The organism is Streptomyces netropsis, assembly GCF_014203545.1.
Taxonomy (GTDB): domain Bacteria; phylum Actinomycetota; class Actinomycetes; order Streptomycetales; family Streptomycetaceae; genus Streptomyces; species Streptomyces netropsis.
In genome coordinates this window covers 213,816-236,118 of the sequence record NZ_JACHJG010000001.1, presented here as the reverse complement: position 1 = coordinate 236,118, position 22,303 = coordinate 213,816, and the positions used below count along the sequence as shown (strand labels likewise).

Here is a 22,303-nt window from a genome sequence, read left to right as displayed (position 1 = left end):
CAATGGGGCAGCAATTCCTCTCTTCCCGCTTGTTGACCCTTCATATACCCAATGTCCACATTCCGCTTATCCGTTTCACCCCCTTCTCGGTGGTCATGCGAGCATCCGGCTCCGCACGGATTGATCACGAAATACGACAAGCAACCGCCGCCTAAAGGGCGTTGCGGTGCATTCGTGTCAAACCCTGCTCCTGATCACTCATCCCCAGGGGTTCACGCATGTCGTCCAACGTCAATCGCCGTCTTGTGCTCAGAGGAACCGCCGTGGCCGTCGCGGGAGCGGCCCTGGCCGTTCCGGGCGTGCTGGCCGGCACCGGCACCCTCGCCCAGGCCGCTTCGACCACCGACCACTCCGGTCACGGCGGCCCGGCCACCCATGGCGGGCCCGTGCCGTTCGACGAGCTCTACCAGGGGCGTCGCATCGTGGGCAAGGCCGCCGAAGGCGGCCACGGGGCCCATCACGGCGGCGGCTTCGCCGTCTCGATCGACGGCAAGGAACTGCACCTGATGCAGAACGCCGACGGCACCTACATCAGCGTCATCAACCACTACGAGACCTATGCCGACCCGCGCGCCGTGGCCCGTGCCGCCGTGGACAAGCTGCGCGGCGCGACGCTCGTCCCGATCGCCACCTGATCCCGCCTGCCACTCCCCCCATCCCCTCCCCGAAAGGAACACGACCCCCATGGCAGTGCGCAAGAACCAGGCGAACCTGACCGCCACCGAGAAGCGCAATTTCGTCAACGCCCTGCTGGAGCTCAAGAAGAGCGGGCGCTACGACGGCTTCGTCCGGACGCACAACCAGTTCATCATGAGCGACACCGACAACGGGGACCGCGTGGGCCACCGCTCGCCGTCCTTCCTCCCCTGGCACCGGCAGTTCCTCATCCAGTTCGAGAAGGAGCTCCAGACCGTCGACGCCTCGGTGACGCTCCCCTACTGGGACTGGACCGCCGACCGCACGACCACCGCCTCGATCTGGGGTGCGGACTTCCTCGGCGGCAACGGCCGCCCCCGCGACGCCCAGGTGACCACCGGGCCCTTCGCCTACAGCGGCGGCAAGTGGCCCATCACGGTGAACGTCGACAGCCGCCAATACCTCCAGCGGGAGATGGGGGCCGGCGTCGCCCAGCTGCCCACCAGGGCCGAGGTCGACTCCGTCCTCGCCATGGCCACCTACGACATGGCCCCCTGGAACAGCTCCTCGAACGGCTTCCGCAACCACCTCGAGGGGTGGCGCGGGGTGAACCTCCACAACCGGGTGCACGTGTGGATGGGCGGGCAGATGTCCTCCGGCGTCTCGCCGAACGACCCGGTCTTCTGGCTGCACCACTGCTTCATAGACAAGCTGTGGGCGGAGTGGCAGCGCGCCCACCCCACCTCGACCTACCTCCCGGCCGCCGGTACCGCCAACGTCGTGGACCTGGGCGACACCATGCGCCCCTGGAACAACGTCACCCCGGCCGACATGCTCGACCACACCCGCTTCTACACCTACGACCGCTGACGGTCCGCCGCTGACAGTTCGCAGGCCCGCGCCCGCCCCTCCGGCCCCCGGCCGGAGGGGCGGGCGCGGGTGCGTGGTGCGGGCGCGGGAGGCCGCACGGGAACCGGACGCGGAGCGCTCGCGTGGAGAGAAGGAGGGAACGAGCGGAGATGCGCCTTCGGGGACCGACTCGGCACCACCGACCAAGATCGCGATCTGAACAAGATCGATGCATTACCGGTGTTTTTGTCAGTTCCTGCGGCCATACTGCTGGCCGGGCATCCGTACCCCGCCGACGGGCGGAGGGTGTCCTGGCGACCGAGGGGGAGGTCTCGTGTCATACCCGCAGCCGACCGCCGGCACCCCGGGTCCCGGACCCGGGCGTACGGCATGGCGCGAGGGGCTCGACCGACTGCGGGCCGCGGCGATCACCGAGCCGGGGCGGCTGCGCGGCATCGGGGCGGTGCTGGCCGGACTGCTGATCGTCTTCGGGGCGGTCACCGCCTGGCAGGTCGACGACCGGGCGGCGGCCTCGGACGCCGTGGTCGGCAACAGCCAGCCGCTGAGCGCCGACGCCGCGGACATCTACCGCTCGCTCGCCGACGCCGACACCACCGCCGCCAGCGGCTTCCTCGCGGGCGGCCAGGAGCCGCGCGCGGTCCGGCAGAGATACGAGAAGGACATCGCCGTCGCGTCCGAGCTGCTGGTGAAGGCCGCGGCCAACACCAAGGGCTCGGCCTCCGCACGCGAACAGATAGCGAAGCTCAACGAACAACTTCCGCAATACACCGGTCTGGTGGAGTCGGCCCGCGCCAACAACCGTCAGGGACTCCCGCTCGGCGGCGCCTATCTGCGCTACGCGAGCGACCGCATGCGCGAGGAGCTGCTGCCCGCCGCCCGCCGGCTCTACGAGGCGGAGACCGGCCGGCTCGGCTCGGACTACGACGACGCCGAGCGCTGGCCCTGGGCCGCCCTCGGCACCGGCGTGCTGGCCCTCGCGGCGCTCGGCTGGGCCCAGCGCCGCGAGTACCTGCGCACCAACCGCGTCTTCAACCACGGTCTGCTCGGCGCGAGTGCCGCCACCACGGTGGTGCTGCTGTGGCTGGTCGTCGGGCACGGCGTGGCCCGCGCGGAGCTGGAGGACTCCTACGCGCACGGCGCCAAGTCCCTCCAAGTGCTCAACGAGGCCCGCATCGCCTCCCTCCAGGCCCGGGGCGACGAGAACCTCACCCTCGTGGCACGCGGCGCCGTGCTCACCCCCGGCGGCGACGACGCCTACGAGGCGAGCTACCGCGCGGGCATGCGCCGGCTCGTCGGCGGCGACCGGGGCGGACCCGAGCGCGGCACCCTGCTGGAGCGGGCCCGGTCGCTCGCCGACGACTCCGCGGGCGGCGACCCGGTCGACAAGGCGATCGAGGACGTCCGCCGGTGGCAGCAGCGGCACGGCGAGGCCCGCACCGCCGACGACGGCGGGAACTACGAACGGGCCCTGCCGAAGGTGATCGGCGAGCGGGGCAGCACGGGCGAGTCCTTCGACCGGGTGGACGACGCGCTGCGCCGGGCGCTGACCCACGAGCAGGGCGAGTTCCGCCGCGCGGCGGACGACGGGCGCGGGGCGCTCGCCGGGCTGACGGCCGGCGCCGCCGTGCTGGCCGTGCTGGGGGCGGCGGGCGCGGTGCTCGGCATCGGCCGCAGGCTGTCGGAGTACCGATGACGCGGGGAGGCGGGGCGTTGACGACACGATACGGAGCCCGGCGCGGGGTGGTCGTGACGGCCGTGACGGCGGCCGTGTGCGCACTGGCCGCGACGGCGGCGCTGCTGGTGCCCGGCCCGGCCGGGACCGACGGCACCCGGGGCGGCGAGGGCCCGGTGGACCGGGCGGCGGCCGGCCCCCGGGTCCCGGCGGCCGCGGCGAAGTGCCAGGACCCCGAGGCCAGCCTCCGGCCCGCGGGCGGCACGGACGGCACGGCCGTGCAGCGCATCAAGAACCGCGGGTGGCTGATCGCGGGCGTCGACCAGAACAGCTTCCGCTGGGGCTACCGCGACCCGGCCAACGGCCGGCTGAGCGGCTTCGACATCGACCTCGTACGGGCCATCGCCAAGGCCATCCTGGGCGACGCCGACAAGGTCACCTTTCTCGCGATACCCACGAACCAGCGCATACCCGCCCTGGAAAAGGGCAAGGTGGACATCATCGCCCGCACGATGACCATCAACTGTGACCGGATCAAACAAGTCGCCTTCTCCACGGCCTATTTCGAGGCGGGTCAGCAGGTGCTGGCCCCCAAAGACTCACCGATCAAGGCATTCGACGACACTTTGAAGGGGAAGAAGGTCTGTACGGCCAAGGGATCCACGGGGGAGAGCGAGCTGACCGACGAATCGCACGGCGCCTCGGTGCTGACCGTGCCCAATCAGCTCGACTGCCTGGTGCGGCTCCAACTCGGCCGGGTGGACGCGGTGATCACCGACAACGCCCTGGCGGCCGGGCAGGCGGCCCAGGACCCGTCGCTGCGACTCGTCGGTAAACCGTTCACCACCGAACCGTACGGCGTGGCGATGAATCTCCGGGACGCCGACCTGGTACGCCGGGTCAACGAGGTTCTGGAGGAGTACCGCCGCGGCGGCACCGCCAGTGCGTGGATGCGGGCCTACGAGAAGTGGCTCGCCCACGAACTCCCGGGAATCCCCGGCCCGCCGGTGCCCAAGTACAAGGACTGACAGGCGCGACGAGCACAGGAGTCGGAAGGGAACCGCCGGCCGGAGGACACGGACCGGACGCCTTCGGGGGAGCATCCCCGCGAGGGTGGGAGCAGCAGCGGACGTACGCGGCACGGGCCGCGGACAGGAGAGGGGATCGATGGCGGTCGCGGGGCCCACCGGGCCGGCCTTGAGCCGCGAGGAGGTGGACCGTGCGTTGGCGAGACTGGGCGCTGAGCACGAGGCCGTCGAATCCTCGCTGCTCGCCCTCCAGGACCACGCCGGCCGCCGTCTCCTGGAGGGCGCCGAGCTGACCGGTGTCACCAAGAGCCGGTGGGCGGTCGCCGAGCAGCTCATCACCCGGCTGTGGACGCACTTCGACGTCTACACCGACGTCCTGACCACCGCCCGCGAGCTGCGTGCCCGCCGCCGCTGGCCCACCCAGGGCGAGCTGACCGAACTCACCGACCTGCTGCGCGGCTCCGGTGTCACCCTGCCCGGCGGCGGCACCCTGGCCCTCGCCCCCGCCCTCGCTCCCGCCGCCGCGCGGCTCAGCGAGCAGCTGAGCCTGACCGAGCTGGTCGACCGGATGAACGGCTGGTACGCGGAGGCGCTCGACGTGGTCGTCACCGCCGACGCCGTCTGGTCCGCGCTGCCCGCCCGGATCGACCTGCTCGCCGCCGAGCTCCAGCGCACCCGCTCCCTGGCCCACTCGGTGGGCGTGCGGCCCGGCGAGCACCCCTCCGGCGACGACCTGGAGCAGATCACCCACGAGCTGACCTCGCTGCGTGCCGAGGTGATATCCGATCCGCTCGCCTTCTGGAACGGCGCCTCGCCCAGCTCGGCGCCCGGCGGCGGCCGCCCGGACACCGCCCGCTACGACCGCGCGGCTCGCGCCCTGGAGGAGGTGCGGCGCGAGATCGAGGCCGTCCTCGACGTCCGGCAGGACGCCGAGCAGCGGCTGATGCGGGTGCGCGACGTGCTCTCCCGCGCGGACCGCACGCTGAACGAGGCCCGGCAGGCCCGCGTCGAGGTCCTCTCGAAGATCGCCGGGTCCGACGTGCCCGCCGTCTCCGGCCCGCCGACCGCGCTGTACGAACAGCTGTCGGCCGCCGCCGACCAGCGCCGGCGCGCCCAGTGGCACCGGCTCTCCCCGCTCCTGGAGAGCCTGGAGGAGCGCTCCGAGGAGGAGCTGCTGCGCGCCCGCGAGTCGTTGACGGCGGTGACCGCGCCGCTGGCCGTGCGGGCCGAACTCCGCGGCCGCCTCGACGCGTACAAGGCGAAGGTCGCCCGGCACGGACTGGCGGAGGACCCTTTCCTCACCGAGCGGTACGACGACGCGCGCCGCAGGCTGTGGAGCGCGCCGTGCGATCTGATGGCCGCCGAGGAGGCCGTGCTGCGCTATCAGCGGGCGGTGGCCGAGACGCTGTCGCCGCCCGCGGGGGCCGCGGCGCACGAGCCCACCGACCGTAGGGGGGAATCATGAACAGCGCCTGCCAGCGGCCCGGCTGTGCCGGGACGTACGAGGACGTCGGCGGCGGTGAGAGGTACTGCGACACCTGCGGGCTCGCGCCCGTCGTCACCCCGGTGGGGACGCTCTCCTCGCCGTCCACGGGGGTCACGAGCGGCGGGCGGGCCGGCATCTGCCGCGTCGGCTCCCCCGGCGCGGGCGGCGGCTTCGCGGCGGTGCCGTCGGAGTCGTCCGAGCGGTCCGGGGCGTCCGGCTCCGGTGCCTCCTCGCGGTCCTCGTCACGCTCCTCGCGGTCGTCGGGGTCCCGCCGGTCCGTCTCGGGGCGGCTGTCGCGGTCGCTGTCCGGGGGCTCCGAAGGCACGGCGTCCCAGTCGGTGTCGGTGCGCAGCTCGCACTCCTCCGGCGCCGCCTCCGGGCGCAACAAACTGGGCGCGGGCCTGGTCACCATGCCCGGCGTGCCGCGCCCGGACCCCCGGGCGGCGGTGCTGGCGAACCCGGAGGTGCCCGAGCGCAAGCGGTTCTGCAGCAAGAGCGACTGCGGCGCACAGGTCGGCCGTTCGCGCGGCGACCGCCCCGGGCGCACCGAGGGCTTCTGCACCAAGTGCGGGCACCCGTACTCCTTCGTGCCGAAGCTGCACCCGGGCGATGTCGTCCACGGGCAGTACGAGGTGACGGGCTGTCTGGCACACGGCGGGCTCGGCTGGATCTACCTCGCCGTCGACCGGGCGGTCTCCGACCGCTGGGTGGTCCTCAAGGGCCTGCTCGACACCGGTGACGAGGACGCGCTCGCCGTCGCCCTCTCCGAGCGGCGCTTCCTCGCGGAGATCGAGCACTCCAACATCGTCCGCATCTACAACTTCGTCGAGCACCTCGACCAGCGGACCGGCAGCCTCGACGGCTACATCGTGATGGAGTACGTCGGCGGCAAGTCGCTCAAGGAGATCGCCAACGAGCGGCGGCAGCCCGACGGGCGCCGCGACCCGCTGCCCGTCGAGCAGGCCTGCGCCTACGGCATCGAGGCGCTGGAGGCGCTCGGGCATCTGCACAGCCGCAATCTGCTCTACTGCGACTTCAAGGTCGACAACGCCATTCAGCAGCAGGACCAGCTCAAACTCATCGACATGGGCGCGGTCCGGCGGATGGACGACGACAGCAGCGCGATCTACGGCACGGTCGGCTACCAGGCCCCGGAGATCGCCGAGCTGGGCCCGTCGGTCGCCTCCGACCTCTACACCGTCGCGCGCACCCTCGCCGTGCTCACCTTCGACTTCCAGGGCTACACGAACGTCTTCGCGGACCGGCTCCCCGACCCCGAGCACATCGAGGTCTTCACCCGCTACGAATCCTTCTACCGGCTGCTCGTCCGGGCCACCGACCCCGACCCGGGGCGGCGGTTCGCGTCCGCCGCGGAGATGGCGGACCAGCTGACGGGCGTGCTGCGGGAGGTCGTGGCGCTCCAGACCGGACGGCCGCGGCCCGCGCTGTCCACGCTGTTCGGGCCGGAGCTGCGGGTCGTGGACACCCGGCTGTTCGAGGAGCGGTCCGACGTCACCTCCACGCTGGGCGGCCGGGTGAACCGCGGCCGCCTGTGGTCCAAGGCACCCGCGCCGCCGGCCCTGCCCGCCGGACAGCCGTCCGTGGCCGGTCCCGCGGCAGGCACGGCCACCGCCACGGTCGCGCTGACCGGCGGGGCCCGCCCGGTCGCCGCGGTCCCCTCGGGGGCCGCGCTCGACGCCCGGGCCGCCGCCCTCGCCCTGCCGGTCCCCCTCGTCGACCCGGCCGACCCCAACGCGGGATTCCTCGCCGGTCTGCTCGCCTCCCAGCCCGCCGAGGTGTACGCGGCGCTCCAGGCCGCGCCCGCGGACTCCCCGGAGCTGCGGCTGCGCCGGCTCCGCGCCCAGCTGGAACTCGGCGAGACGGAGCAGGCGGCGCGGGCCGTCGCCGAGCTCGACGCCGCGCACCCCGACGACTGGCGGGTCGTCTGGTACCGCGGGCTGCACGCGCTCGCCTCCGGGCGCAACGAGATCGCCGCGCTGTCCTTCGACGCCGTCTACGACGCGTTCCCGGGCGAACCCGCCCCGAAGCTGGCCCTCGGGATCTGCGCCGAGGTGCTCGGCCAGCTCGACAACGCCGCCGAGTACTACCGCCTGGTGTGGACGACGGACCCGAGCTTCGTCAGCGCGGCCTTCGCGCTGGCCCGCGTGCGCCTCGCCGCCGGGGACCGTACGGGCGCGGTACGGACCCTGGAGTCCGTACCGGAAGCCTCCATCCACTACACGGCGGCGCGCGTCGCGGCGGTCCGGGCCCGGCTGCGGCAGCGCCACGCCCAGGACGCGCTGCTGGACGACCTCACGGCCGCCGCCGGGCAGGTGGAGCGGCTCGCGGACTTCGGCCTGGACGCGGTGCGCCGCGAACAGCTCTCCACGGAAGTGCTGGGCAGCGCGCTGGACTGGGTGCTGTCCGGCAGCCGTGGCGCCCCGGGCGGCCCCGGCGCGCCACCGGGCCCGCGCACGCTGCTCGGCAGCGACCTGGACGAGCGGGGGCTGCGCTTCGGGCTGGAACGCTCGTACCGCGTGCTCGCCCGGCTCGCCCAGCGCGGTGACGAAAGGATCGAACTGGTGGAACGGGCCAACCGTTTCCGCCCCAGGACATGGGTGTGATCGATGTCGCAACTGCCGCAACCCCCACAGCTGACGGTGTGCCCCGCCTGCGACGAGCCCCTGGAGCCGGCCGACAATTTCTGCGGCCGCTGCGGTGCGGACCTCTCGGCGCTGCCCCCCGCGCGGGACGGCGCGGGGCCCGTCGCGGCACGGCTGCGGCCGGAGCACGGGGGACCCGAAGAAGGGGACTACCGCCTCGCCGCCCCGGGCCCGGCCGGCCGTACGGACCCCGCGGCCCGGCCGGCCACCGGGCCGCACCCCGGGCCGGCCGGGCCCGGGCGGGCACCCGGCCACGACACCGTCCCCGACCCGCGCGCCACCGACGCGCCGGCCGGGGTGCCGGCCGGGGTGCCGGCCCAGGCGCACGGCGGCCCGACGGCCGCCCCGGGCTCGGGCCCGGCGTGTCCCGGCACCGGCCGGACCTGCGGGGCCTGCCGGGCGGGGATGATCGACAAAGACGGGTACTGCGAACACTGCGGGCATGCACAGCCGCGCGAACGGGATCACATGGAGCACGAGTCGGCAGGCGTCGCGGCGGTCAGCGACCGGGGCCTGCGCCACCACCGGAACGAGGACGCGTACGCCGTGTCCACCACGGCCCAGGGCGACGGCGGCACGGCCGTCATCGCCGTCGTCAGCGACGGGGTGTCGTCCGCGACCCGCCCCGACGAGGCGTCCGCCGCGGCCGTCCTGGCCGCGCGCGAGACGCTGATGACGGCCCTGCCGCTGGGCACGCCCCCGAGGGAGGCCACCCACGAGGCGATCCTGCGGGCCGCCGAGGCCGTGGCCGCCCTCGCCGCGCCCGGCCACCGGCCGCGCGAGCACGACCAGCACCGCCAGGAGAACGCCCCGGCCTGCACGATCGTGAGCGCGGTCGTCACCGGCGACCTGCTGACCGTCGGCTGGATCGGCGACAGCCGGGCGTACTGGGTGCCGGACGACCGCGCCACCCAGCCCGCCCGGCTCACCGAGGACGACTCGTGGGCCGCCCAGATGGTCGCGGCGGGCCTCATGTCCGAGGCCGAGGCGTACGCCGACGAGCGCGCGCACGCCATCACCGGCTGGCTCGGCGCGGACGCGTACGAGATCGAACCGCACACCGCCTCCTTCCACCCCGACCGGCCGGGCGTGGTCGTGGTGTGCACCGACGGACTGTGGAACTACGCGGAATCCGCCGAGCAGATGGCCGCGGTCGTGCCGCCGGACGCCCGCTCGCGGCCGCTGGAGTGCGCACGCCATCTGCTGGGTCACGCCCTGGACGGAGGGGGCCACGACAACGTAACAGTGGCGATCCTGCCGTTCCCCACCCCGTCGGAAGGGGCAGGATCGGCCTGACGGCCCAAAGCTCCCCCAGCTACCGCTGGGAGGGGCCCCCAGGGGGGGATCGCACGCCGGTGTCACTTCGGGGCACCGGCGCGCCTGTCCGCCCGTCCATGTGTCCACGTGGAACGAAGGAGCGGATCCGATGGCGAATTTCTCCAAGCCGCGCGTGCCCCGGTTCTCTGCCGAGGTCTACCAGAACACGCATCTGCCCGAGGGCGGCCGTGAGGTCAATGCGATCGTCACGGTCACCGCCACCGGCGGCGGCACCACCGGAGAGACGCCCGTGCCGGCCTTCGCTTCCTCCTCGCCCTCGTCCTCGCCCTCGGGGTCCTTTCCCGCGGCGGCCCCGGACGCGGCCGTCGTCATCATGGTCGACTCCTCCGGGTCGATGGAGTACCCGCCCACCAAGATGCGCAACGCCCGGGACGCCACCGCCGCCGCCATCGACACCTTGCGCGACGGCGTCGCCTTCGCCGTCGTCTCCGGCACCCACCAGGCGAAGGAGATCTACCCCGGCGGCGGCCGGCTCGCGGTGGCGGACGCCACCACCCGCGGCCAGGCCAAGGAGGCCCTGCGCAAGATCAACGCGAGCGGCGGCACCGCCATCGGCACCTGGCTGCGCCTCGCCGACAAGCTGCTCGCCTCCTCGGACGCGGCGATACGTCACGGCATCCTGCTCACCGACGGCCGCAACGAACACGAGGGCCCCAAAGAGCTGCTGACGACACTGGAGGCGTGCGCGGGCCGGTTCACCTGTGACGCCCGGGGCGTGGGGACGGACTGGGAGGTCAAGGAGGTCACCGGCATCGCGTCGGCGCTCCTGGGCACCGCCGACATCGTCGCCGACCCGGCCGGCCTGGCCGCGGACTTCACCGGAATGATGGAGTCCGTCATGGGCAAGGAGATCGCGGACGTCTCCCTGCGGCTGTGGACCCCGCTGGGCGCCGAGGTGCGGTTCGTCAAGCAAGTGGCACCGACGGTGGAGGACTTGACCGGCCGCCGCACCGAGGCCGGGCCGCGCGCGGGCGACTACCCCACCGGCTCGTGGGGCGACGAGTCGCGGGACTACCACGTGTGCGTTCGAGTGCCGAACGCCGAGGTGGGACAGGAGATGCTCGCCGCGCGGGTCTCCCTCGTGCTGCCCGCGCCGGACGGCTCGCCGCCGCAGGTGCTCGCGCAGGGGCTCGTACGGGCGGTGTGGACGGACGATCTGGCGGCGTCGACCTCCATCAACGCGCAGGTCGCCCACTACACCGGCCAGGCAGAACTGGCCCGGGTCATCCAACAGGGCCTGGAGCTGCGCAAGTCGGGGGACCTGGACGGCGCCACGGCGAAACTGGGGCGGGCCGTGCAATTGGCCAGCCGTTCGGGTAACGATGACACCGCGAAACTGCTCGCGAAGGTCGTGGACGTCGTGGACGCGGCGGCGGGTACTGTGCGGCTGAAGGCGAAGGTCTCGGCGGAGGCGCAGATGACGCTGGAAACCCGCTCCACCAAGACGGTTCGCGTCAAGAAGTGAAGACCTGAACAGGGAAGAATGGGCGCGGCGGACGCATGTGGGCGGCCGCGGCGGAGATCGTCGCCGAACGGCACACGAGGGGGAATGAACCGAGATGCCGACCTGCCCGAACGGCCATCAGTCGGCGGCCGAGGACTGGTGCGAGGTGTGCGGCCACCGGATGTCGGGGGCTCCCGCACCCACGGGTGCCGTCCCCCCGCCCCCGCCTCCCGCACCGCCCCTGACCGGCGCGAGCGGCCCGCAGAGCGTGCCCGGTGACGCTTCCGGTGGCTACGGCTTCCCGGATCCCGGTGGCGACGCCACCATGCAGGCGGAGCTGTGTCCGCACTGCCGCACGCCCCGGGAGGCGCAGGCCCCGTTCTGCGAGGAGTGCCGCTACAACTTCCTGACGCAGGCGACGAACCCGTACGCGACCCCGCCGTCGCAGGTCCAGGGCTTCCAGTCGGCACCGCCGCCGCCGTCGCGGCCGACCCCGCCGCCGCAGAGCTTCGAGTACCACGGTTCACGCCCGTCCCAGATCAACCGTCCCGCCGAGCCGCTCACGCCGCAGCCGCAACCGCAGGCCCAGACGTTCGGTGAGAGCGACTGGGTGTTGTCGCCGCCGAGCACCCCGTCCACCCCGCGGTACGGATACGAGCCGCAGCCGCAGTCCCCGGCCGCCGTCGCGGAGGGAGCCCCGCCGCCCGTGCCGTCGCAGGGGCCGCCGCTCGCGCCGCCCGCGGGCTGGGTCGCCGTCATCGCGCCGGACCGCGAGTACTTCCGGTCGATGATGAACCGCAGCGGCCCCGAGGCGTCCGGGCTCAACCTCCCCGCGTACTCCCCCGAGCTGCGCCTCCAGCTCAGCGGCCACCAGGTCACCATCGGCCGCCGTCGGCACAGCACGGGCGAGTCGCCCGACATCGATCTGTCCCGGCCGCCGGAGGACCCGGGCGTCTCGCACCAGCACGCCATGTTCGTCCAGCAGCCGGACGGCAGTTGGGCGGTCGTCGACCAGGACTCCACCAACGGCACGACGATCAACGGCTCCGAGGACTCGATCCAGCCCTACGTCCCCGTCCCCCTCCAGGACGGCGACCGGGTGCACGTCGGGGCGTGGACCACGATCACGGTCCACCGGGGCTGACACCCGGCGGGGGGGCGGACGGCGCAGGCGATGGCCGGGCACGGGGACGCCGAAACGTTCCTGTGGCCCCTCTCCGCGGCTACTCGCGGGTATGGCCGGATACGGCCGGACCGGTGCCGGAGTCCCGTTACCGGTGGTCCTACATCGCCGGTCCTCGGCCGGGCGGTCTGAGACCATGGGAGCGTGAACAAGATTCCACGCGGCACGCTTCAGGAGCAGACCTTTTACGAGCAGGTCGGCGGCGAGGAGACCTTCCGGCGCCTGGTCCACCGCTTCTACCAGGGCGTCGCGGAGGACCCGCTGCTGCGGCCGATGTACCCGGAGGAGGACCTCGGCCCGGCCGAGGAGCGGCTGCTGCTGTTCCTCATCCAGTACTGGGGCGGCCCCCGTACGTACAGCGACAACCGCGGCCATCCGCGGCTGCGGATGCGGCACGCGCCCTTCACCGTGGACCGCGCCGCGCACGACGCGTGGCTGCGGCACATGCGGGACGCGGTGGACGAGCTGGAGCTCTCGCCCGCCCACGCCGAGCAGCTGTGGAACTACCTGACGTACGCCGCCGCGTCGATGGTCAACACCGAGGGCTGAGCGCCCGGCGGGGCCGGCCCCCGGGCTTCCGCCGGCCCGTCAGGCCGGGGTGACGGTGAGGCCGGGGAGCCCGCCCGTACGGACGGCTATCGAGCCGTAGGGGGTGCGCAGCCGCAGCCAGCCGCCTGCGGCGAAGAGGGCCAGCGGCTCGGGGGCGACGATCGTCGCCACGGCCGCGCGGGGCTCGGTGGACACCTCGTGCGCGGCCTCGGCGGCCCCGGTCCCTGTGCGGGGCACGGGCACGGTCCGCGGGGGCCGCAGGAATCCCAGCGACTGCGCGGCGTGGACCGCGCGCAGCGGCAGCCGGGTGTCACCGAGGGTGCGGGACCAGATCTCACGACCGATGCGGTCACGCTCGGCACGGGTCCGGTGCTGCTCGGGGAGTGCTTCGTCACGGGCGCGGAACTCCGCGACCGCGGCGGCGACCGCGCCCCGCGCGGCCGTCACGTCCGGGAGGCCCGCCACCCGCTGCCAGCCGCCGCGCGGCGGCAGCAGGCCGGCCCACGGCGGGCCGGTGACGGACTCGGGCACGGTGATGTCCGGGCCGTCGGCCCGGGCGGCGCGGCCGGCACCGGCCGCGTCGAGGGCGTCGGCCAGCTGCCCGGCCGAAACGGTGACGTCCAGCGAGACGTCGTCCGTCAGCCGGGCGGTGCGGATCGCGAGCACCTCGAAGGACGGCGGACGGCCGAAGACGCCGAGCACCCCGCCGCCCGCCTGCAGACGGACGGCGGCGGCACGGTCGTAGTGGATCAGCCGGGCCAGGAAGGCGGCCAGGTCGGCCGCCTCCCCGGCGTCGGCGAAGCTCAGCCGCTCACCGTGCTCGGGCCGGTACGCCGTCATACGGCGACGGCCTCCTTCGCGGTGCCCCGCCGGCCGCCCGCGTCAGGAGCCGCCGGATCGGCGTCGTCCCGGAACTCCTCCAGGAACATCTTCTCCTCGGCGGTGATCCGCCGCGGCCTGCCCCGGTCGAAGTCGAACGGGACGACGACGGTGGAGGCCCGTACGTACACCTGGTCCGCGTCCTTGACCTCGTAGGCGACGGTCAGGGAGGCGGCGCCCACCTTGGTCACCCACGTCTCGATGGTCACCGGCTCATGCCGGTGGACCAGGGGGCGCAGATAGTCGATCTCGTGCCGGGCCACGACGGACCCGCCCTGGAAGGACTCGCTGCCCTCCCCCGGCGCCAGTCGGAACATGAAGTCGATGCGCGCCTCTTCGAGATAGCGCACGAAGACCGCGTTGTTCACGTGGCCGAACGCGTCCATGTCCGACCAGCGCAGGGGGCAGGAGTACAGGTGGCGCGCCACGGTCAGCCCCGGGTCAGCTTCTTGTACGTGGCACGGTGCGGACGCGTCGCGTCCGCTCCGAGCCGCTCGACCTTGTTCTTCTCGTACGACTCGAAGTTGCCCTCGAACCAGAACCACTTCGAGTTGCCCTCGTACGCCAGGATGTGCGTGGCGACCCGGTCCAGGAACCAGCGGTCGTGGGAGACGACCACTGCCGCGCCGGGGAAGTCCAGCAGGGCGTTCTCGAGCGAGGACAGGGTCTCGACGTCGAGGTCGTTGGTCGGCTCGTCGAGGAGGAGCAGGTTGCCGCCCTGCTTGAGGGTGAGCGCGAGGTTGAGGCGGTTGCGCTCACCACCGGACAGGACGCCGGCCGGCTTCTGCTGGTCCGGGCCCTTGAAGCCGAACGCGGAGACGTACGCCCGCGACGGCATCTCGACGTGGCCGACGTTGATGTAGTCCAGCTCGTCGGAGACGACGGCCCACAGCGTCTTCTTCGGGTCGATGTTGGCGCGGGACTGGTCGACGTAGGAGATCTTGACGGTCTCGCCGACCTTGATCTCGCCCGAGTCGGGGGTCTCGAGGCCCTGGATCATCTTGAACAGCGTCGTCTTGCCGGCACCGTTCGGGCCGATGACGCCGACGATGCCGTTGCGCGGCAGGGTGAAGGACAGGTCGTCGATGAGGACCTTGTCACCGAAGGCCTTGGAGAGGTTGTTGACCTCGACGACGATGGAGCCCAGACGCGGGCCCGGCGGGATCTGGATCTCCTCGAAGTCCAGCTTCCGCATCTTGTCGGCCTCGGCCGCCATCTCCTCGTAGCGAGCGAGACGCGCCTTGGACTTGGCCTGACGGCCCTTGGCGTTGGAGCGGACCCACTCCAGCTCTTCCTTGAGCCGCTTGGCGCGCTTGGCGTCCTTCTGGCCCTCGACCTTGAGACGGGCCTGCTTGCTCTCGAGGTACGTGGAGTAGTTGCCCTCGTAGGCGAGCGCGCGGCCGCGGTCCAGCTCGAGGATCCACTCGGCGACGTTGTCGAGGAAGTACCGGTCGTGGGTGATCGCCACGACGGTGCCCGCGTACTTGGAGAGGTGCTGCTCCAGCCAGTTCACCGACTCGGCGTCGAGGTGGTTGGTGGGCTCGTCGAGCAGCAGCAGGTCGGGGGCCTCGAGCAGCAGCTTGCAGAGCGCGACGCGGCGCTTCTCACCACCGGAGAGGTTGGTGACCGGCCAGTCGCCGGGCGGGCAGCCCAGCGCGTCCATGGCCTGCTCGAGCTGCGCGTCGAGGTCCCAGGCGTTGGCGTGGTCGAGCTCCTCCTGGAGCTTGCCCATCTCATCGAGCAGCGCGTCGGAGTAGTCCGTCGCCATCAGCTCGGCGATCTCGTTGAAGCGGTTGAGCTTCCCCTTGACCTCGGCGACGCCGTCCTCGACGTTCTCCAGGACCGTCTTGGACTCGTCGAGCTTCGGCTCCTGCATCAGGATGCCGACGCTGTAGCCCGGCGAGAGGAACGCGTCGCCGTTGGAGGGCTGCTCCAGCCCGGCCATGATCTTGAGGACGGTGGACTTACCGGCGCCGTTCGGGCCGACCACACCGATCTTCGCACCGGGCAGGAAGCTCAGCGTCACGTCATCGAGGATGACCTTGTCGCCGTGCGCCTTGCGCGTCTTGCGCATGGTGTAGATGTACTCAGCCAAGAGAAACCGTCCGGCAATCGATGAGTGGGCAGATACAACCCATCTTGCCGCACCGGGCGCCCTGGGCGGAAACGGGTTGCGGGCGCGGTCCCGGCGCGGCGGGGCCCGCCGGGACCTCGGAGCCGCTCACACGCGGCTCACACCTCGGCCGTCGCCCCGGCTCCCGCCGGGGCCCTCGCCTCGCGTCACTGGCCCGCCGTCTTGTTCCTGCGGAGGAGGTAGACCGCTCCGCTGCCGACCACGACCAGGACGATCGCCACGCCCGCGATCTTCGGGGTGGCGGTGCTACCGCCGGTGCTCGCCAGGTCACCGGCGGTGGTACCGCTGCCGGTGGAGCCGTGGGAGCCGCCGGTGGAGCCGGCCGGGGTCCTGCTCGGACGGGGGGAGGGCGCGGCGGCGCCCGGTGCGCCGTGGGTGCCGATCCGGGTGACCCGGGTGTTCTGCGCGGTCTCGCAGTCCAGGATCCCGGCGAAGGTCTTGGAGAAGCCGTTCGGCCCCTTGATCGTGAACTTGTAGGCCTGGTCCTCGGCCACCTTCACGAGCGTGGTCTCCGAGCCGCCGGGCTTGACGGTGTGCTTCCTGCCCTCGAGCTCGAAGGTGAACGCCTGGTCGCCCTTGTTGTCCGCGGTGATCTCCACACCGCCCTTGGCGCAGCTCTTCCTGGCCGACAGCGCCGGTATGGCGCCCTTCTTCGCCCAGTTCGCGGTGGCGGTGGCGGAGACGGTGCTCTCGCTCGAACCGGCCAGGATCTGCGTCTGGGTCTTGGTGTGGTCCCCGATGAAGGCGCGGCCGACCGGGACCTTGGTGGCGGCCGTGGCCTTGAGCGAGATGGTGCCGTCGGCCGCGCCGGAGGGCACGTCGAAGAAGAGCCGACCGCCGTTGCCGGTGGTGGTGACCGGCTTCCCGGCCTTGTCCACGATCTTCACGCCCTTGCCCGCGGCGTCACCGGCGAGTGCCACGGAGACGCTGCCGGCGTTGGTGCGGACGGTGACGGGACCGAGCTTCTGCCCGGACTTCCCGGAGACGGCCGGCGGGGAGAGCGTGAGGGACGCCTTGGGCTCCGCGACGTCCTCGGCGCTCTTGTGGAGGTAGTCGGCGAGCTTCTGGGCCGCCGGGTTCTTGGCATCGACCTTGACGTGGTCCGAGTAGCGCCAGATCGCGACCTGGGTGCCCGCCGCGGCGGTGTTCGCGTCGAGGGGGCCCGACCCGGCGTCCTTGGCGAGCGCGGCGAGGTCGTTCACCTGGGGGTAGGAGTGCTGGAGGATCCAGCGGATCCGGCCCGCGTCCTTGTTGCCGTGCAGGGACGACTCGCTCCAGCCGGTCTCCTTGTACCGCGCGCCCTCCACCGTGTTGGTGCGGATGTCGACGCAGTACGTCTGCAGCGTGCCGCCGCCGTCGACCTTCATCTCGAACAGGCCGGCCTGGACGCTCCCGGTCTTGCGCGCGTCGCGCACGACGGCTTCGGAGCCGGCCGTGATGCGGCCGAGCGAGGCGCTGACACCGCCCGCATTCTGTGGCGCCTCGTCCGCTGCGGCGGGGACCCCGGCGGCTATCGCGCCCGTCACCGCCGTTCCGGAGGCCAGGACCACTGCGGTAAGGCGGGCAGCTCCGCGCCTCGTTACAGAAATCATCGATTTCCTTTCAGGCAAGCGTGGATCGACCCAGATCGGTGCGGCTCGCCGGCGAACTCAAAACTCAGAAGCCCTCGTTGATACGAACGGGATCCTAAGGAGCGGCCGCGGCCCGATGCCCACCCATACGTGCGCTCAACCGATCCGAATCGGAATCGTTACCGGGAAGGCTCTTTCGTCCCGGCATTATCGATAAATCACCGGGACAAACCCCTCATTTCACTGGGCGGTTGCCGCCCCCGCGGGCTCCCGGGCGGCGAGCGGTTCACCGGCGTCGGCCGGGCCCGCCACCCCGGTCATCCGCACGGGCTCGAGCGGTAGGGGCCGGGCGGGCGAGACCCGTCGGAACGCCGAGGTGCCGCGCGCGAGGTCGTGCCCGATCGACGTGGCGTCAATGTCCGCCGAGAGCCACCGTTTCCCCTCGCGTTCCTGCTCCTGAATTCTCAACCGCCCCTGCACGAGGAGGGGTTCGCCGATGGACACCGAGGCGACCACATTCGCGGCCAGGGTCCTCCATGCCCACACGGTGTAAAAGCTCGTGTACGCGTCCGCCCATTCCTCGCGGCCCCGGTCCCAACGGCGCACTGTGGCCGCGAGCCGGAACCGCGACACCGCCGCCCCGTTCGCCGACTCCCTGAAGTCCGGCTGCGTCGCGACGTTCCCCACGACCGTCACCAACGTCTCGTTCATACCGACCGCCCCCCGAATGGTTCGACTGACCCGCCCTGACCGGTGACCTCATGCTGCCCCGGATCGGCGGGGTCCGCCGGGGCCTGTGGACGACCGGTCCGTTGGGGAAAAGGCCGCCCCCCACAGGAGTGAGGGGCGGCACACCCAGGGGTGAGGGGGCGTCACGCGCCAGCCCGTCTACGCCTGCGCGTCTCCCGACACGATCACGAACTGCGTCCGTACCTCCCGGTACCGCAGCAGCTCGGCCACCACCGGTTCCAGCACCCGAGCCCGCCCGCACCCCGCCGCGGCGCCCCGCAGTCGGCGCTCCGCCTCCGACCCGTGCCTGCGGGCCGGGCCGCGGGCCGCCAGTCGGCAGCCCCAGGCGAGGATCGGCCCGCCCACTCCGCCGGCCGTGATCAGCAGGCCCGGGGCCCACCACTCGGCGCCGAACACTCCCGCGACCGCCCCCACCAGCCACACCACGCCCGCCAGTTGCAGTGTCAGCAGCGCGACCTGCACGACCGCCACCACCGCCCACCACCTGGGCCGCGGCGGCCGCGCTGCCCCGGCCGCCGCCGAGGCCGCCTCGTCCAGCGCCTGGGCCACCCCCTCGGTCCCGCGCCCCGCCGCCTCGCGCACGGCCTGCGCCCAAGGGCCCGGCAGCCCCACGGAGGCCTCGTACGCGAGGGTCCGCACGGCCTGCTCGACGAGCGGCCGGGAGGCCGTGCGGCGGGACGAGGAGGGGATGCCGGGACCGGAGCCGACCGGGCCGCCGGTCGCGGATGCTCCGGCCCCCGAGGATCCGGGCCAGGACACAGAGGCCGGGACGAAACCCGCGGCGGATCCCGGAACGGGACTCGAAACGGAACCCGAAGCGGAATCTGTCGCAGGATCAGCACGCCCGGAACCCGGGGCCCCGGCGACAACCGGAGCCTTGCCCTCCGCCCCGGTGGTGGCACCTCGACGGGCCGCGTCGGCCCGCGCGGCGCGCGGCACCCGTGCGCCACCGCTCCCCGCGCCGGTCACCCCGGTCTCCGCGCCCCGTCCGGCGCCGCCCTTGGCCGCCGCCCGCTTCCGCTCGTACCGGCGACGCACCGGCGCCCATGCCGTCCCGCACGCGCGCTCCGCGTCCCGCAGCCAGGCCCGTTCCGCCGCCAGCCCGGCCGCCTGGGCGCCCACCGCCTCCGCCAGCCGGTCCTCGAACTCCTGCCGCGTCCGCTCCGTGAGCCCCGGCCGTCCCTCGGCCATGTACGCGGGGCGCAGCCGCGCCGACGCGCCGTCCACGTCCGCGGCCAGTCGCAGCTCCGCCGCGCTGCGCCGCGCCGTGAACTGTCCCAGCATCTGCCGCAGTTCGCCGACGCCCTCTCCGGTCAGGGCCGAGAGGGCGAGCACCGCCGCGCCCGGCTCACCGTGCTCGCCGAGTGCGAGGCCGTCCTCGTCCAGCAGCCGCCGTAGATCGTCCAGCACCTGGTCGGCGGCGTCGCCCGAGAGCCGGTCCACCTGGTTGAGCACGACGAAGGTCACCTCGGCGTAGCCCGCCAGCGGCCGCAGATAGCGCTCGTGCAGCACCGCGTCCGCGTACTTCTCCGGGTCCACCACCCAGATCACCGCGTCCACCAGCCCCAGCAACCGGTCCACCTGCTCCCGGTGGCCCGGCGCCGCCGAGTCGTGGTCGGGCAGGTCGAGCAGGACGAGCCCGCTCAGCCCCGGGTCGTAGGGGCGGGACGGCAGCCGGCGCGCCCTCGGGGCGATGCCGAGCCGGTCGAGCAGGCCGTCCGCGCGGTCCGTCCATGTGCAGGCGACCGGTGCGGCGGTGGTCGGCCGTCGCACCCCGGCCTCCGAGAGCGGCGCCCGGGCGAGCGTGTTGAACAGCGTCGATTTGCCGCTGCCCGTCGCCCCGGCGAGCGCCACCACCGTCAGGTCGAGGGAGTGCCGCTGCCGCGCCTCGGCCTCCTCCAGCACCCGCCCCGCCTCGGCCAGCGTTCGCCGGTCCAGCCGCGCCCGCGACAGCCCGACCAGTTCCCGCAGCGCCTCCAAACGGGGCCGCAGGGCGTTGCCGGTGGGCGTCGCGACCCGGGGCGGGGCGGCCGGGGGCCGCGCGGGCGGACGGCCGTGGTCCCGCGCGGGAGCGCCGTCGCGGCCGCCCCGCCGGGAGCTCTCCGGCTGCGCCCGGCGTGCGATCAGCCCGTCGTCCCAGGTTTGGGGCGGGCGGTCGGGAAACTGTTGCTCCCCGCGCTCGTGACGTCGTCCGGTGCGGCCTTCGGGTTCGTCGCGGCTGTCGGCGGAGTGCACGGCCGTCACCTTTCCTTCTGCAGTACGGACAGCGCGGCGATGAGCTCGACCTGCGGGTCGGGGGTCACGTCGAGGGCGTCGAGGTGGGCGGTCCGCCGGTCCCGCTCGGCGTCGAGCACCTGCTCCAGGCATGCGGCCAGCAACTGTCCGCCCCGGTCGCGCAGTCGCAGCGCGCCCTGTGCCCCGAGCATCTCGGCGAGCGTCTCCCCGGCCGTACGGGCCCGACGGCCGCCCAGCAGACCCGCGGCGAGGAGGCCGGCGATCCGCTCGGCGTCGAGGGCCGCGCCGCGCTCGAGGGCCCGTACCTCCTCCTCCACGATCTCTTCCAGACAGCGTCGCCAGCGGCGCACGGCCACCCCGATCCGGCCGGCGGCGCCGTCCGGGTCGCGCGGCGTGAGGGCGGCCGCGGCGGCGGGCTCGGCGCCACAGGCCACGGCGATGTCCTCGTCCGCGGCGTCGGCGGCGCAGCACAGGAGGGCGGTGAGGGAGCCGGTGAGGGCGGTCAGCAGCTCGTCCGGGGTGCTGTCGAGCGGCTGGCCGCGCCAGTGGGTGAGGGCGTCGCCCGCGAGCGCCTCGCCGGCGGCGGTCTCCCGTCGTACGCGCTCGGCGGCCCGCCCGTACGCGTCCTCCACCCGCTGGAGCAGTCGTACGGCCGCCGCGTGCTGGACGGCCGATGCCCCGGCCAGGCCGGGCAGCCGCGACTGGAGCGACGCGAGGACGCCGCGGACGGTACGGGCGGTGGCCACGGTCCGGGCCGCCGGGTCCTGGGCCCGCTGGGCGAGCCAGGCGTGCAGCCCCGCGACGGCGGTGGCGGGCAGCAGCCCGCTGCCCCCGCCGGCGGACTCGGGGAGCTCGGGGATGGTGAAGCGGGGTACGTCTCCGAGCCCGGCCGCCTCCAGCAGCGCCGCGTACTGCCGGGACACCTCGACGGACACCTGGTGCGGCACACGGTCCAGCACGGTGACGAGCGTGACGTCGTACTCCTTGGCGGTCCGCAGCAGGTGCCAGGGCACCGCATCGGCGTACCTGGTCGCGGTGGTGACGAGTACCCAGATGTCGGCGGCGCAGATCAGCTCGGCGGCGAGTTCACGATTGCGGGTGACGAGGGAGTCGATGTCGGGCGCGTCGAGGAGGGCGAGGCCGCGGGGGAGGGACCGGTCGGTCTCGATCCGCAGGGCGGCGGGTTCGTCGGCCCCGCCCCCCACGTCGTCCGCCGCCTCCTCGATCCCGGCCCGGCCGTCCCCCTCGAACACGCTGAACGCCTCCCGGACCACGTTGTCCTGGGCCGGCACCCACACCCGGCGCAGCTCCGGCAGGATCCGCGGCCCGGCGAACCAGTGGTGGTCGTCCGGATGACAGACGAGAACTGGCGTACGGGTTGTCGGCCGCAGGACCCCGGCCTCAGTGACCCGACGGCCCACCAGGGAGTTGACCAGCGTGGACTTGCCGGCCCCGGTGGATCCCCCGACAACCGCGAGCAACGGCGCTTCGGGGGCGCACAGGCGGGGCACGAGGTAGTCGTCGAGCTGCGCCAGGAGTTCGGCACGGTTTCGACGGGCGCGGGCGGCGCCGGGAAGGGGGAGCGGGAAGCGTGCGGCGTCGACACGGTCACGCAGTGCGGACAGTGCGTCGAGCAGTCGGGGCCGTACGTCCAAGGTCGCCACACGTGCAGAATGCCCAATTCTGTTGTGTTTTTGAAGCGTATAGCCCATGGCGCGCGAGGCGTGGCGAATGAGGCCCAGGCATAACGAGTACACAACACCCGGCGCGTGAGGCGTCAAAAGCGATGCAAAATTCGCACCTGCCTGCGATTATCAGGACCGCTTCACCGAACCTCCACATCGTGTCACGGAGGTGAAGCAACC

Annotated in this window: 17 protein-coding genes; 10 read left to right on the top strand and 7 right to left on the bottom strand. The window is 73.1% G+C overall.

The features are described from left to right. Positions 1-218 precede the first annotated feature (218 nt). The 10 genes from melC1 (at position 219) to FHS38_RS01065 (ending at position 12,869) form a co-directional block, all read left to right on the top strand. Positions 219-635 (top strand): apotyrosinase chaperone MelC1, encoded by a 417-nt coding sequence (gene melC1 / locus FHS38_RS01110; RefSeq protein WP_184729723.1) that lies wholly within the window; start codon positions 219-221, stop codon positions 633-635. Positions 636-684: 49 nt separating this feature from the next. Continuing rightward, a complete protein-coding gene (gene melC2, locus FHS38_RS01105; protein ID WP_184729721.1) occupies positions 685-1,506 on the top strand; it encodes a tyrosinase MelC2 in 822 nt (273 codons plus the stop codon). A gap of 313 nt (positions 1,507-1,819) precedes the next feature. Further along, positions 1,820-3,199, top strand: a complete 1,380-nt coding sequence (locus tag FHS38_RS01100) for a GlnX family signal transduction membrane protein (protein WP_184729719.1) — start codon at positions 1,820-1,822, stop codon at positions 3,197-3,199. Then, the gene (locus FHS38_RS01095) at positions 3,196-4,206 is read left to right on the top strand and encodes a glutamate ABC transporter substrate-binding protein (RefSeq protein ID WP_184729717.1); all 1,011 of its coding nucleotides are present in this window, start codon (positions 3,196-3,198) and stop codon (positions 4,204-4,206) included. The genes FHS38_RS01100 and FHS38_RS01095 overlap by 4 nt, the downstream gene beginning before the upstream one ends. A gap of 139 nt (positions 4,207-4,345) precedes the next feature. Further along, positions 4,346-5,671: a coiled-coil domain-containing protein gene (locus FHS38_RS01090; RefSeq protein ID WP_184729715.1), complete on the top strand. Its 1,326-nt coding sequence runs from the start codon at positions 4,346-4,348 to the stop codon at positions 5,669-5,671. Then, the gene (locus FHS38_RS01085) at positions 5,668-8,316 is read left to right on the top strand and encodes a serine/threonine-protein kinase (RefSeq protein WP_184729712.1); all 2,649 of its coding nucleotides are present in this window, start codon (positions 5,668-5,670) and stop codon (positions 8,314-8,316) included. Before FHS38_RS01090 ends, FHS38_RS01085 begins: the two co-directional genes overlap by 4 nt. Positions 8,317-8,319: 3 nt before the next feature. Next, the gene (locus FHS38_RS01080; protein ID WP_184729710.1) at positions 8,320-9,651 is read left to right on the top strand and encodes a protein phosphatase 2C domain-containing protein; all 1,332 of its coding nucleotides are present in this window, start codon (positions 8,320-8,322) and stop codon (positions 9,649-9,651) included. Between the two features lie 130 nt (positions 9,652-9,781). Continuing rightward, the gene (locus FHS38_RS01075; protein WP_184729708.1) at positions 9,782-11,158 is read left to right on the top strand and encodes a vWA domain-containing protein; all 1,377 of its coding nucleotides are present in this window, start codon (positions 9,782-9,784) and stop codon (positions 11,156-11,158) included. A 94-nt stretch (positions 11,159-11,252) separates the two neighbouring features. Then, the gene (locus tag FHS38_RS01070; RefSeq protein ID WP_184729706.1) at positions 11,253-12,281 is read left to right on the top strand and encodes an FHA domain-containing protein; all 1,029 of its coding nucleotides are present in this window, start codon (positions 11,253-11,255) and stop codon (positions 12,279-12,281) included. Positions 12,282-12,464: 183 nt separating this feature from the next. After that, positions 12,465-12,869, top strand: coding sequence for a globin (locus FHS38_RS01065; protein ID WP_184729704.1), 405 nt, complete (start codon positions 12,465-12,467; stop codon positions 12,867-12,869). A 39-nt stretch (positions 12,870-12,908) separates the two neighbouring features. Here FHS38_RS01065 and FHS38_RS01060 read toward each other — a convergent pair whose 3' ends face one another. The 7 genes from FHS38_RS01060 to FHS38_RS01030 form a co-directional block, all read right to left on the bottom strand. Then, a complete protein-coding gene (locus FHS38_RS01060; protein ID WP_184729703.1) occupies positions 12,909-13,709 on the bottom strand; it encodes a DUF8010 domain-containing protein in 801 nt (266 codons plus the stop codon). Beyond that, positions 13,706-14,176: an acyl-CoA thioesterase gene (locus FHS38_RS01055; RefSeq protein WP_184729701.1), complete on the bottom strand. Its 471-nt coding sequence runs from the start codon at positions 14,174-14,176 to the stop codon at positions 13,706-13,708. The genes FHS38_RS01060 and FHS38_RS01055 overlap by 4 nt, the downstream gene beginning before the upstream one ends. 2 nt (positions 14,177-14,178) lie before the next feature. Continuing rightward, positions 14,179-15,843, bottom strand: coding sequence for an energy-dependent translational throttle protein EttA (gene ettA, locus FHS38_RS01050; protein WP_184729699.1), 1,665 nt, complete (start codon positions 15,841-15,843; stop codon positions 14,179-14,181). A gap of 185 nt (positions 15,844-16,028) precedes the next feature. After that, positions 16,029-17,474, bottom strand: coding sequence for a Cys-Gln thioester bond-forming surface protein (locus FHS38_RS01045; protein WP_184729697.1), 1,446 nt, complete (start codon positions 17,472-17,474; stop codon positions 16,029-16,031). A gap of 219 nt (positions 17,475-17,693) precedes the next feature. Beyond that, positions 17,694-18,164: a single-stranded DNA-binding protein gene (locus FHS38_RS01040; RefSeq protein WP_184729695.1), complete on the bottom strand. Its 471-nt coding sequence runs from the start codon at positions 18,162-18,164 to the stop codon at positions 17,694-17,696. 177 nt (positions 18,165-18,341) lie between these two features. After that, a complete protein-coding gene (locus tag FHS38_RS01035) occupies positions 18,342-20,447 on the bottom strand; it encodes a GTPase (protein WP_184729693.1) in 2,106 nt (701 codons plus the stop codon). Further along, a complete protein-coding gene (locus tag FHS38_RS01030) occupies positions 20,444-22,093 on the bottom strand; it encodes a dynamin family protein (protein ID WP_184731022.1) in 1,650 nt (549 codons plus the stop codon). Before FHS38_RS01030 ends, FHS38_RS01035 begins: the two co-directional genes overlap by 4 nt. Positions 22,094-22,303: the final 210 nt, after the last annotated feature.